The 13,697-nt window shown below is 40.8% G+C and carries 7 protein-coding genes; 6 read left to right on the top strand and 1 reads right to left on the bottom strand.

The window, feature by feature from the left end:
- Positions 1-36 precede the first annotated feature (36 nt).
- Together RCG19_RS11645 and RCG19_RS11650 are read left to right on the top strand one after the other, a co-directional pair.
- Complete coding sequence (locus RCG19_RS11645; protein ID WP_308110899.1) at positions 37-8,412, top strand: DNRLRE domain-containing protein; 8,376 nt, start codon at positions 37-39, stop codon at positions 8,410-8,412.
- Between the two features lies 1 nt (position 8,413).
- A complete protein-coding gene (locus RCG19_RS11650) occupies positions 8,414-8,836 on the top strand; it encodes an Imm26 family immunity protein (RefSeq protein ID WP_308107259.1) in 423 nt (140 codons plus the stop codon).
- A gap of 310 nt (positions 8,837-9,146) precedes the next feature.
- Here the strand turns inward: RCG19_RS11650 and RCG19_RS11655 are convergent, their stop codons facing one another.
- Positions 9,147-9,332, bottom strand: a complete 186-nt coding sequence (locus RCG19_RS11655; protein ID WP_308107260.1) for a helix-turn-helix domain-containing protein — start codon at positions 9,330-9,332, stop codon at positions 9,147-9,149.
- 176 nt (positions 9,333-9,508) lie between these two features.
- Between RCG19_RS11655 and RCG19_RS11660 the strand changes: the two genes are divergently transcribed.
- The 4 genes from RCG19_RS11660 to RCG19_RS11675 all read left to right on the top strand — a co-directional run bounded on the left by RCG19_RS11660 (position 9,509) and on the right by RCG19_RS11675 (position 13,595).
- Positions 9,509-11,671 carry an RHS repeat domain-containing protein gene (locus RCG19_RS11660; protein ID WP_308107261.1) on the top strand — a complete coding sequence of 721 codons (2,163 nt, stop codon included), beginning with the start codon at positions 9,509-9,511 and terminating at the stop codon, positions 11,669-11,671.
- 1 nt (position 11,672) lies between these two features.
- Positions 11,673-12,023: a transposase gene (locus tag RCG19_RS11665; protein WP_308107262.1), complete on the top strand. Its 351-nt coding sequence runs from the start codon at positions 11,673-11,675 to the stop codon at positions 12,021-12,023.
- A gap of 521 nt (positions 12,024-12,544) precedes the next feature.
- Positions 12,545-12,919: a hypothetical protein gene (locus tag RCG19_RS11670; RefSeq protein ID WP_308107263.1), complete on the top strand. Its 375-nt coding sequence runs from the start codon at positions 12,545-12,547 to the stop codon at positions 12,917-12,919.
- The gene (locus RCG19_RS11675; RefSeq protein WP_308107264.1) at positions 12,843-13,595 is read left to right on the top strand and encodes a hypothetical protein; all 753 of its coding nucleotides are present in this window, start codon (positions 12,843-12,845) and stop codon (positions 13,593-13,595) included. Before RCG19_RS11670 ends, RCG19_RS11675 begins: the two co-directional genes overlap by 77 nt.
- The last annotated feature ends 102 nt before the right edge of the window (positions 13,596-13,697 follow it).

Below are 13,697 nucleotides of genomic sequence, written 5' to 3' on the forward strand. Positions count from 1 at the left end.
TTCTTGATCACTGATATTAATTAAAGGGGAAACTATATGATTAGGAAAATATTCGTTTGTATTCTTGCCGTTTTATTAATCACAAGTTCAATTCATTTTGAAGGACTTGGACCATTTACTAGTAATAAAGTTGCGGCGAAAAAAGAGATTAATATTCCAAAAACAGTGGAAAAGGTTAGAGAACTAGAAGAGTTACGGGAGCCGAATACGAAAACGTTCATCAATTCGGATGGGACGTATACGAAAGAGATTTATACAGAAGATATCCACTTTGAGGAAGATGGCAAATTAGAAAACATCTCGAATACACCAGAACAGAATGATGAAGAGGACAAAGGCGATTTCAAATATAAAAATAAAGACAATCGCTTTAGTGTCAAGTTTGCTAAAGATACCGAGAAGAAGAATTTATATAAATTGAAGATGGCTGGAGAAACCATCAATGTTCAATTAGTAAATCCAAAATCAACTTCTGCTAAGAGCTCGAAAGGAATCATTACCTACGAAAATATTTTTGAGAATGTTGATTTTAAGTACAGCATAGGAAATTCCAATGTCAAAGAAGACATTTATTTAACAAAGAAAGATTCCGCACGAAAGTTTCAATTTCATATAAAAACAAGCCTTGAACCGAAAAAGGAAAATGGCTCCATCAATTTCTATAATAAAGAAAATCATGTTGCATGGGTCATGATCCCGCCTTTTATGGAGGACGCAAACGGTAAATATTCAGAAGACATCACAATGGATCTCAAGAAGAGCAAGAATGGCTATTTGGTCACCATCATTCCAGATTCAACTTTTCTGGATGAAGAGGATACTAAGTATCCTGTTCGGATTGACCCTAGTGTAAACATTGGAGGAACGAGTGCCACTACTCTGGATTCCTATGTAATGTCTATGTATTCAACAAATAACTATTATAACACTCCGGAATTACGAACAGGATATACTTCATCAACCGGAACAACAAGAACCTATATGGATTTTGCCCAATCCTTACCAAACTTAGCTGGTAAACTCTTAGTTAAAGCAGAACTAAAAGTATACAAATTGAATGATATTGGTTCTGTATCCCCAACCAGTCTTTATGCAAATCGGATCACCAGTCCTTGGGATAGCACAAAGGTCAGCTATCGTACTCAGCCTGGCATTGATACGTCTGTCTCTTATGGAAGTACCTCGGCAACAGGATCGGCCAGATGGCTTAGTCTGGATCTTACTAGTCTAGTAAACGGCTGGATGAAAGGAACATATTCCAATTATGGTGTTGTCCTTCGAAGTACATCAGAAGGATCGGCAGGATCCTATCAAAAGTATTACGCTTCTGAAAGTGCATCCGGTAAACCCTATCTGGCCATTACCTATTCCGATCCGCCGGGTGGCGTGAATGCGGTTCCCTATTCCTACAAAGACGGGACAGGGTATGTGGATCTATCCTGGTCTCCGATCGAAGGAGTAACAGGCTACAAGGTGCAACTATTTAATGGCCGGGGTTATGAATCGTTTAATGTCGGCAATACCACCTCGTGGACAACAAGAGGAAAAAAACTCTGGCCGAAAAGAGCCCAAATTGACAGTGGGCAATACGGATTAAGAACCGGAGGGGATGGTAGAGAGCTTCCGGAAAATCCAAATTATTTATATGTCAAGAGCGGCGGAGGTTATAATAATAGCACCAATTATTGGTTTAGGGTTACGGGATACAATGGGTATGGAGAAACCGATATTTGGGGCAATGGAGTAGTACCTGTCATACCGGATCAAACGAAACCAACGGCTCCGACTGCCGTGCAGGTAACGAATGACCGGATCAATGCCTTTACCATCGGCTGGCAGCCTGGCACCGATCTGGATGGTTCGGGAGTGGCCAAGTACCGCGTATTTATGGGTGACCAGCCTGGTGTTGCCAATATCGTTAGTGGACAGGAAACAACCAATCTTTACTATACCTACTCAGGATCCTTAACACCGAGAAAAACCTACTATGCCTGGGTACAAGCTATTGATAACAGTTCAAATATTAGTGATTATTCCGTACCGGCGGAGAAGATGGCGCGGAAAGAATTTGATGCCCAAATTGAAAGCTATTCCATTCCGTTGGAATCAAACATTGATCAGGCCGGAGCAGGGGAAAACCTGTGGTTTGATGTAAGAAACACAGGAACATGTTCGTGGACCAATGATCTAAATCTATCCCTATCGGTGACCAGTACAGCACCTGATGGCAGTGCCCCGACTGGTTTTGTCGGCTATTTGAACCCTGGAGAAGTGGTAAAGCCGAACGAAGTAAAGCGATTTACTGTCAATTGGAAACCGAAGACAGCGTTGATTGGTTCCTATAGCTTAAAAGCAGTAGTTGGGAAAGGTACCGATCCAACGTATATTAATCCGCCAGAAAATATAGTCAATCGCAGTATTACTGTGAAAGATGTCAAGCCGCCTACCGGGAAAATCACCATTAATGAAAATGCGGCATATACCACGAATAACAATGTCACAGTAAAAGTTTTTGACGTCTATGATAACGCCAGTGGCGATAAATTCGTCCAATTTGCCAATGGTCCAGAGAAGGCGGCACCTAGTGACCTGAAATTTTCCGAATTGATGCCCGTGCCACAATCGACACAACTATTTAATTGGGCACTCAAGGACCAAGATGGGACCCAATACGTCTATGCGAAATTTTCGGATAAAAGCGGCAATGTTTCTGACTTATTCTCTGATTCTATTATTCTTGATCGTACGCTTCCGGAAATAAAGCTGACAAATGTAGTGAATGGGGAGTATGTATCTGGAACGAAAAAAATCGCAGGGACGATTACCGATCAAGATTTAGCCTCGTATAAGCTGGAATACCGTAATAAGAGCGACCAAAATGCCGTCTGGAATCTTATTGCCGAAAAGAATACAGGAGTCACTGACACAACAGTGGCAGAGTGGGATACAGCATTGTTGCCAAAAGGAGAATATGAACTTCGGATTTCCGCAACCGATAAGGCAGGTCAAACAAACCTTGTTTCGAAATCGGTTTGGATCGATAAGCTGGATAAAAAATGGACGGGTTCGGAAGGGTATTATCCAACCTATCCTATCTCCCTGCTGGATGGGACAGGTTTTGTCAATCTCTATAATGGCAGCTTAAATATGCAGGAGGTCGACTTCTCCCTTCCAACAAGAGGTTTTACAGTCGCACTTGGCCGTACCTATGCCTCTAACCTTGAGGAAAAGGGACTTTTGGGTAAGGGCTGGTATGCAAATGTCGAAGAACATCTAGTAACCAGCACCAATTATGTTGATTACGTTGATCCGGATGGAACGGTTCATCGCTTTGATCGTCTGCCGGATGGAACCTTCACGACACCTGCGGGAACCAGCTACGTTCTTACCCTTTCGGATACAAAAGGATACGAGCTAACAGAACGAAATGGGAGTCTTTCAACCAAGGTATTTACAGTCAATGGAAAACTAGCCAAACTAATCGATACGAATGGAAACACGGTCGTCTATCAATATGACAATAATCTGCTCACGAAGGTCACATCATTAACGAAGTCCTACTCACTAAAGTATAATCCGGACAGCACAATAGAAAGTGCCACCTTCAGTACTGGAGAGAAAGTCAGCTATTCTTACAGTGATGGTTATTTAACTGATGCCAAGCTTTATACGAAAAGTGGAAAGTTGAGCAGCACCACTCATTATGACTATGAAAACGGGAAAATGAAGGATGTTGTTTCTGAAAATGGGTTAAAAGTAGAATTTGTGTTTAATGGCAATCGATTAATGCAAACGAAAACGAAGCGTTCCACTAGAGTAGTTGATGGCACCAAGAAGTATCCAATCAGAACATATGAAGCCATACTTGATACGCTTTCGTATAATCTGACAACGAATAAAATCTATGCCACGACTAATTCAATTAATGAGAATAAAACGAGTAAAAATTTAGCCAATACAGAATATGAGTTAAACAGTGAAGGGAACCTTTGGAAACAGAATATCATCCGCACCTTTGTGGAAAATGAGGACCCGGCTGCCGCCAACCAGGATCAAAACAATATCCTGATCACGACAGACTATGAGAAAAATCGAGTAAAAACCGCAACCGATGCTCAGGGCAACAAGACTACCTTTGAGTACGATAACTTTGGTAATGTCGTAAAACAGCTATTGCCAGCGGTCACAACAAATGGGTCAAAATCGACATATGCACTGGAAAACAAATACAATGAAAAAGGGCAAATCACTCATGCTTATAATACGCTTGGTCAAGCGAAACAATGGAAATATGACGCAAAAGGAAACGTCAGTCAGATTATCGATGAAGAAGGAAATAATCAATATTTTGATTACGACTCTTACGGAAATGTGACGAAAACCAAGAGTGATCGCGGACCATTGTATAGCTACATGCCTGACTACAGCATGGAAAATAAAACACTTATGGATTGGAAAGTACAAGGTGCTGCTTCCAAGGTTACGACACAAGCGAAATCAGGAAAGCAAAGTATCGAACTGGCACCTAATGGAATCCTGCAAACAGGCACTATTGCGATTAAAAAAGGACGATTACCTGTTCAAGCCACGCTAGAGAGTATCGCTCCTTCCGGAGCTGTTACATCAGAGGTCAAGCTGCAATTCTTAAAGGATGACACAATCGTCAAAGACTATACGGTTACTAATCCAATTACAACGAGTTGGAACAAATATCGGGTCAATGGGGCTGTGCCAACGGATGCCACGCACGTGCGCGTGCAAGTGACCAATAAAGGCAGCGCCAACCTGTATGTTGATGATCTTGTCTTAGAAGAATCGACACTTGAAACGAAATACGTATATGATAGTACGGGTGAAAATGTCAAAGAGAAGGTTGACCCGTATGGAAGTAAGACGAGTTACACATACAATGAGTATGGACAAGCATTGACGGAAACCAATGCGCTAAACCAAACTCAGTCTATTGTGTATGATGAGGAACAACGGATAAAGGAGAAAAAAGACCGGGTTGGCCGAATTAACAGCTTTGTTTATGATGACATGGGAAATGTCATTAAGGAGATAAATAGTCTTGGTCAAGAAACTACGTATGAATACAACGAGTGGGGTCAGCTAGTCTATAAAAAAATGCCTGCCGTAAAATTGACCACCTACAAGAATGAAACTGTTGATCAAGTGGAAGAAAAACAGGCCAAATTGTATACCGAATATGATGAATTAGGTCGAAAAGTAAAAGAAACAGATGAGAATGGTTATATCATCGCGCAAGAATTCGATGGCTATGGAAGAGTAGCAAGATCGATTGACCCGATGCAAAATCAGAAATATTTCGCGTATGATAAGAACGGCAATATCCTTCATACCATTGATTATGCAGCAAAGGACAGCCCTGATGGGCGGGACAAGCTTCTCATTGCAAAAGGGGAAATGTTTGCGACCTTTGATGAATGGAATCGTCAGGTAACGGAAACGGATAATACCGGAAACCGTAATGTACTAACGATGACCAATACCTATGATTCGGAAAACCATCTTGTTCATACAAAGGATGCCGAAGGAACGGAGTTCCACTATACCTTCAATGCACTTGATGAGAATATCTATTCGAAGGATAACTCTACTCCTACTGTGGAAACTTGGTCCTATTATGATGGGCTGGGAACTCCGGCCATTACCATTAGCGGCAGTACCATTGAGTTTGCCATTACGGATGCTAATGGGAATCAGCTTGAAACGGTTGATCATAAAGGTACTAAAACGAAATTTGAGTACAATGAAGTAGGGGACAAGGTAAAACAGACCAACCCTGACGGCACCACAACAGAATGGACATATAACCAAGAAGGGCAAATCCTTACTGAAACACAAAAAGTCGAGGAGAAGGATGGAAAGGAAACCTATCTTGTCACGAATTATGTGTACAATGATGCGGCGGAGGTTACGAAACAAACCGTAAAATCTAAAGTCTACGATAAAGAGACAAAGGAAACGTCTACGGCGGTCATAAAGGATACAGACCTAACCTATGACGAGTTAGGCCGATTAGTAAGAGAACTTTCCAACGTCTATCAAGATGGAGATCCCGCAACGCCTAAGAAATCGGATGTTCGTTTTCTATACGATTTAAATGGAAACCTAATTCGAAAATGGATTTATGATGAATCCTCCAAAACGGTTCTTAATCAGGGCGCAACAACCTATCCGTTTGTCCGTTCTGAAACCATCTATCAATACGATGCCAACAACCGGTTCACGTATGAGGAAAAGGTCGAGAACGGCATCGTCACAAGAAAGACCTACAAAGATGATGAAAATGCCGAAATGATTCAATCGGCGTTAGGAGTAACGACCGTTCAGTATAATGCCAATGATTTGGCGGAAAAAGTCATCACGCCAAGATCTGAGCCATACCAGTTCTCGTATACCGCTTCTGAGTCAATCAACATGATAAAGGGTCCGCGTATTTCAGTGAACATGGATTATGGTCTCAACGAAAAAATGACGGCCATCCATGCGAAGAAGAAGGATACACCAAACGACCTCTTCTTTGAGAATTACACGTACAACGCCGATGAGCATATTGAAACAGCGACTAACCCATGGGATGGTCAAAAGGCGTATACCTATACACCGGAAGGCTTCCTGAAGACCGTTAAAAAGGGAACAGAGACACTCGCCTATTCGTACGACACGAGTGGAAATCTCTTAAAAAAGGTCAATGAAACAGGTAAACTAATATTAGATAACAAATATGGCCAAGGCAACCGGATTACGTCTTCTATCCAGTACGATGCCGCGGCGCAAAAATATAAAAAGGTTACGTATTCGTTCCGTCCGGATGGTTCCTTGCTTCAAGAATCGATCAGTAAAGCAGTAGATACGGTGGAAGCTGCCGCAACTGCAGCAGTAGAAATGGAAAAAGAATATAACTATGCGTCCATCAACTTGCTTATAGGAATTACAACAAAAACAAACGGAAAAGTGACCGAAAAGATTGAATTCACTTATGATAGTGAAAACAAACGTACTTCGAAGAAGGTAACGACCGACACTAGTGAGCGGACGGAATTCTATTATTATGACGCCAACGGTGACCTGGTCAGCATCTCCCAGAAATCCGGCATTGATCAAGTAGAAAATCTACTGAATTTCTACCGTGACGCCAGCGGTCAGCTCTTAAGCTTTGAATATAAAGGCAAAATTTATGACTATGTCTACAATCAGCGCGGAGACATCGTTGCGATTACGAACGAGCTTGCGGAAATCATCGCCCGCTATTCGTACGATGAATGGGGGAACCTATTAAAAATTGATGCCCCAACGGATTTAGGCAAAACAGTCGCAAACGCCAATCCATTCCGCTATGTTGGAAAATTTGGTGTCCAGTATGACAATAACACCAAGCTCTACTACATGGGCTGGCGGGATTACGATGCCAAAATCGGCCGTTATTTAGTCGCAGATGAATACGAGGGAGAAGATACGAATCCAATCTCTTTCAATCGCTATTTATATGCAGAATCCGATCCCGTCAACAACATCGACCCGGACGGCTATGCGCCAAAATGGCTAAAAAAGGTGACAAAAGGTGTTAAAAAGACCGCCAAAGCAGCTTACAACTTTGCGATTGGCGATGACATCAAGACATTAACCAGCAAAAATACAAAATGGTACCAAAAGGCAGGGGCAGCCATTAGCATCGCCTCGAACTTTGTTCCAGGTGGAGGCGTTGTATCCAAGGTTGCGAAAGCCGCAATCAAGGGAACTTCGATGGCAGTGAAGGCAGTAAAAGCAACCAAGGCGGTTGCCAAAGCGGTCAAGGTTGTCAAGGCACCGGCGAAAAAAGTAGCTTCGGTGATTAATATAAAACCGAAGACCGTGCCAGCCCTGTCTATAAAAAGTACACCTAGAATTCAAAGTACCGCACCAGCTAGGGTTAGTTCGGTTACACCACAGGCGAAACCGAAGGTTTCTAGTTCTAGTCAGCCATCTCGAGGAAATCCAATAACTCGTGTAAATAAGAATAATGATGGTGAGAGGGAACTTTTATTAAAATTAGATTTGCAGTTATTTACTTCTAAGGGTACGGGAAAAACTTATCAGACATATACAAAAACTAATCCAAAAACTGGAGAAGTATACACTGGTAGAACAAGTGGTACAGGAACTCCTTTAGAAAATATCGCAAAGCGAGATGCTAATCACCATATGAATAAAGAAGGGTTTGGGCCTGCAATACGTGACAAATCCTCAACAAATAAAGATGCTATCCGTGGAAGAGAACAGCAACTTATTGACCTCAATGGTGGTGCAAAATCGACTCGTGGTACTTCTGGTAATAAAATTAATGGAATATCAGATAGTAACCCTAATAAACAAAAGTATATAGATGCAGCGAATAAGGAGTGGTAAAATGACTAAAAGAAATAGGGTAAAAATAGGTGATGTTTTTGCAATCCCTTTACCAAACAGTAAGTATGCATTTGGAAGAAGATATAGGGATGCGTCTATCGGGATATATAAGCATATCGGGGTAGATGTAGATGATTTACCACAACAGGAAGAATACCATTTTATTGTTGGGGTATATGATGATGTTTTGAAGTCTGGGAAATGGCCAATTGTAGATAATCGACCATTTAAAAATGAAGAGGAAGAATGGCCACCCCCTTATTACATTAAAGACCCCATCACTGGGAAATATTCAATTTACCATAAAGGTCAAGACCGTAAATCGACTGAACAAGAGTGTAAGGGATTAGAAGTTGCTGCAGTTTGGGAAGCAGAACATATTATCGATAGGATAATGGGTAGCGATAAGTGGAATAAGATTTAATAATTTATAGTTGGGAGCGGCTTTATTAAACAAGCCGCTCTTTTTATGGGCGGAGTGCCGAATAAAACGTTTTTTATTCAGAGAATAGCCATAAAGTTCGGATGTCCTATATGATGTATTAACGAATAATAAAGTACGTACAACAACTTTAAAATGAATGCCCTATTTTATGTTTTCTATCCCCTAAAAATAAATACAAAATCTTCAGTTACCACCATTATTATGCTCAAATAGTCTACCTTCGTTTTCCCTTTCTTTTAATTATTTTCGCAACTTTTACGTACAGACAACGATTACTATGGCAAGAGGACTACTCCACCTCGATTAACTCCTGAATGTCGATGTCTAACACTTTGCATATCGTTTCTAATGTCGATAGATAAACCCTGTCCACATTGTCTGAACAAAGGTAGCTTATTGTATTTGGTCGATGCCCTGCCAAACGTGCCAATTCACGTTCTTTAAGGATTTCCTTTAGTTTGATTGAAATAGGCATGATATTTCCCTTCCTTTGTTCGGGTTACTTTTACGATTCACAATAAATTTGTATCGGTAAAGGGGTTCGTTGTATCGCTAAGGCCGCATACAATGAATTTATATTCAATATAGCACCTAAGCGTTACGTTAATCACAATTTTCGTATCGGGAGAATGAAAATTCAACAACCTGTTCATGTATGAGGAAAAGGTCGAGAACGGCATCGTCACAAGAAAGACCTACAAAGATGATGAAAATGCCGAAATGATTCAATCGGCGTTAGGAGTAACGACCGTTCAGTATAATGCCAATGATTTGGCGGAAAAAGTCATCACGCCAAGATCTGAGCCATACCAGTTCTCGTATACCGCTTCTGAGTCAATCAACATGATAAAGGGTCCGCGTATTTCAGTGAACATGGATTATGGTCTCAACGAAAAAATGACGGCCATCCATGCGAAGAAGAAGGATACACCAAACGACCTCTTCTTTGAGAATTACACGTACAACGCCGATGAGCATATTGAAACAGCGACTAACCCATGGGATGGTCAAAAGGCGTATACCTATACACCGGAAGGCTTCCTGAAGACCGTTAAAAAGGGAACAGAGACACTCGCCTATTCGTACGACACGAGTGGAAATCTCTTAAAAACGGTCAATGAAACAGGTAAACTAATATTAGATAACAAATATGGCCAAGGCAACCGGATTACGTCTTCTATCCAGTACGATGCCGCGGCGCAAAAATATAAAAAGGTTACGTATTCGTTCCGTCCGGATGGTTCCTTGCTTCAAGAATCGATCAGTAAAGCAGTAGATACGGTGGAAGCTGCCGCAACTGCAGCAGTAGAAATGGAAAAAGAATATAACTATGCGTCCATCAACTTGCTTATAGGAATTACAACAAAAACAAACGGAAAAGTGACCGAAAAGATTGAATTCACTTATGATAGTGAAAACAAACGTACTTCGAAGAAGGTAACGACCGACACTAGTGAGCGGACGGAATTCTATTATTATGACGCCAACGGTGACCTGGTCAGCATCTCCCAGAAATCCGGCATTGATCAAGTAGAAAATCTACTGAATTTCTACCGTGACGCCAGCGGTCAGCTCTTAAGCTTTGAATATAAAGGCAAAATTTATGACTATGTCTACAATCAGCGCGGAGACATCGTTGCGATTACGAACGAGCTTGCGGAAATCATCGCCCGCTATTCGTACGATGAATGGGGGAACCTATTAAAAATTGATGCCCCAACGGATTTAGGCAAAACAGTCGCAAACGCCAATCCATTCCGCTATGTTGGAAAATTTGGTGTCCAGTATGACAATAACACCAAGCTCTACTACATGGGCTGGCGGGATTACGATGCCAAAATCGGCCGTTATTTAGTCGCAGATGAATACGAGGGAGAAGATACGAATCCAATCTCTTTCAATCGCTATTTATATGCAGAATCCGATCCCGTCAACAACATCGACCCGGACGGCTATGCGCCAAAATGGCTAAAAAAGGTGACAAAAGGTGTTAAAAAGACCGCCAAAGCAGCTTACAACTTTGCGATTGGCGATGACATCAAGACATTAACCAGCAAAAATACAAAATGGTACCAAAAGGCAGGGGCAGCCATTAGCATCGCCTCGAACTTTGTTCCAGGTGGAGGCGTTGTATCCAAGGTTGCGAAAGCCGCAATCAAGGGAACTTCGATGGCAGTGAAGGCAGTAAAAGCAACCAAGGCGGTTGCCAAAGCGGTCAAGGTTGTCAAGGCACCGGCGAAAAAAGTAGCTTCGGTGATTAATATAAAACCGAAGACCGTGCCAGCCCTGTCTATAAAAAGTACACCTAGAATTCAAAGTACCGCACCAGCTAGGGTTAGTTCGGTTACACCACAGGCGAAACCGAAGGTTTCTAGTTCTAGTCAGCCATCTCGAGGAAATCCAATAACTCGTGTAAATAAGAATAATGATGGTGAGAGGGAACTTTTATTAAAATTAGATTTGCAGCAATTCGCTTCTAAGGGTACGGGTAAATATCAAGTTGGAGCATACAAAGATATTAAGGGAGTAGAAGGGCTTGATGCACATCACGTGGGACAAAAGGCAATAATGAAGGATTTTGTGGAAAATTATGATTTAAACACTGCTCCTGCAATAAATGTTCCGAAGGTCGGTCATACAATAAAAGGCCCTAATGGTATAGTTTCAAGAAGTACCAAAGGAATAGAGAATCCTAGACAGCTATTGGCAAGGGATATAATGGAACTAAGAAGAGTTTATGATGACATACCAAATTCTGCGTTAAAAGAACTTATTGAATTAAACAAAAAAATGTATCCAGAAATGAGGAAATAAAATGAATGAGATATTTGTTAAATCACTTTATGAGTTTATAGTTAAAGAGAACCTTCAACTATATAAAAACTTGTATGAAACAACGAATGTTACCCCTAAAACAGATGATTATTGGAAAAAAGCTATTGGTTTTTACGATAGTTTAACTGACGAAAATAAAGATACATTAATGAGGATAATTGAACAAACCATGATTGATACTATTTCAAATATGCTAGGAATAATTGATGGAAGTTCAACTTTAAAAGATTGTTCGTTTGAACCTAAATTACTGCTTGATTCTATTGATACAGAAGGAGAACTGCAAGATTCGTTTTTAGAATTCATAGAGGAAAGGGATAGCAACAGCTAATTGTAGTTTTTATTACAGAGGTTTTTATAAAGAGCACAATTAAATAGATAAATAGTTTAAATGAATCTATTACCTTGATTGGCTAAATGCCTTTCAAGGTTTTTTACTTTATTTTACATTAAATCAGTTAATATTTGAGTGAGACAATAAGAAAATTAATTGTTTGAGAATCGAGAGCTCATGAAGGTAGTACCATCATGGTGTTTGGTTTTAATGCTAGGATAGAGTGACAAGTACGATAATTAGGCGAGATGACATTTTACATGGTAGGAGTAGTTATGACATGGAATGGCTAAAAAACTAACGAGAATGAGCAAGCGCGTGGCGATAAACAATAGCTAAGGTAAAAAGGTGTTCGTACACTGCGTTGCTTTTAAATTTTGGGTTGTATTTTTACAAGAGACGGTCGTATAATACTCGCTATTCGTTTAAACATCGTTACATAAATTTTAATTTTCGTGATGGGAGAATGAAAGTTCAACAACCGATTCACATATGAGGACAAGGTCGAGAACGGCATCGTGACAAGAAAGACCTATAAAGATGATGAAAATGCCGAAATGATTCAATCGGCGTTAGGAGTAACGACCGTTCAGTATAATGCCAATGCTTTGGCAGAAGAAGTCATCACGCCAAGATCTGAGCCATACCAGTTCTCGTATACCGCTTCTGAGTCGATCAACATGGTAAAGGGCCCGCGTATTTCAGTGAACATGGATTACGGCCTCAACGAAAAAATGACGGCCATCCATGCGAAGAAGAAGGATACACCAAACGACCTCTTCTTTGAGAATTACACATACAATGCCGATGAGCATATTGAAACGGCGACTAACCATTGGGGATGGTCAAAAGACGTATACCTATACACCGGAAGGCTTCCTGAAAACCGTTAAAAAGGGAACAGAAACACTCACCTATTCGTACGATACGAGTGGAAATCTCTTAAAAAAGGTCAATGAAACAGGTAAACTAGTAATAGATAATCAATATGGACAAGGTAACCGGATCACGTCTTCGATCCAGTACGATGCCAATACGCAAAAGTATAAAAAGGTTACGTATTCGTTCCGTCCAGATGGTTCCCTGCTTCAAGAATCGATCAGTAAAGCAGTGGATACGGTGGAAGCTGCCGCAACCGCAGCAGTAGAAATGGAAAAAGAATATAACTATGCGTCCATCAACTTGCTTATAGGAATTACAACAAAAACAAACGGAAAAGTGACCGAAAAGATTGAATTCACTTATGATAGTGAAAACAAACGTACTTCGAAGAAGGTAACGACCGACACTAGTGAGCGGACGGAATTCTATTATTATGACGCCAACGGTGACCTGGTCAGCATCTCCCAGAAATCCGGTATTGATCAAGTAGAAAATCTACTGAATTTCTACCGTGACGCCAGCGGGCAGCTCTTAAGCTTTGAATATAAAGGCAAAATTTATGACTATGTCTATAATCAGCGCGGGGACATCGTCGCGATTACGAACGAGCTTGCGGAAATCATCGCCCGCTATACGTACGATGAATGGCGTAATCTTAATTTTGTTTATGACAATTATGTGAAATAATTCACAATTAGAGGTTTGAATGTGACTAACTTCACAAACTTATTGGGATAAGGTAATTACAATATAGATATAGAGACAATCGTGAATAACGTATTTAAACAA

Origin of the sequence: Neobacillus sp. OS1-2 (assembly GCF_030915505.1) — a bacterium.
Taxonomy (GTDB): domain Bacteria; phylum Bacillota; class Bacilli; order Bacillales; family Cytobacillaceae; genus Neobacillus.

Excerpts from the sequence above, each read along its gene's own strand:
- RCG19_RS11645 (WP_308110899.1), top strand. The coding sequence starts at position 37 with ATGATTAGGAAAATATTCGTTTGTATTCTTGCCGTTTTATTAATCACA.
- RCG19_RS11650 (WP_308107259.1), top strand. The coding sequence starts at position 8,414 with ATGACTAAAAGAAATAGGGTAAAAATAGGTGATGTTTTTGCAATCCCT.
- RCG19_RS11655 (WP_308107260.1), bottom strand. The coding sequence starts at position 9,332 with ATGCCTATTTCAATCAAACTAAAGGAAATCCTTAAAGAACGTGAATTG.
- RCG19_RS11660 (WP_308107261.1), top strand. The coding sequence starts at position 9,509 with ATGTATGAGGAAAAGGTCGAGAACGGCATCGTCACAAGAAAGACCTAC.
- RCG19_RS11665 (WP_308107262.1), top strand. The coding sequence starts at position 11,673 with ATGAATGAGATATTTGTTAAATCACTTTATGAGTTTATAGTTAAAGAG.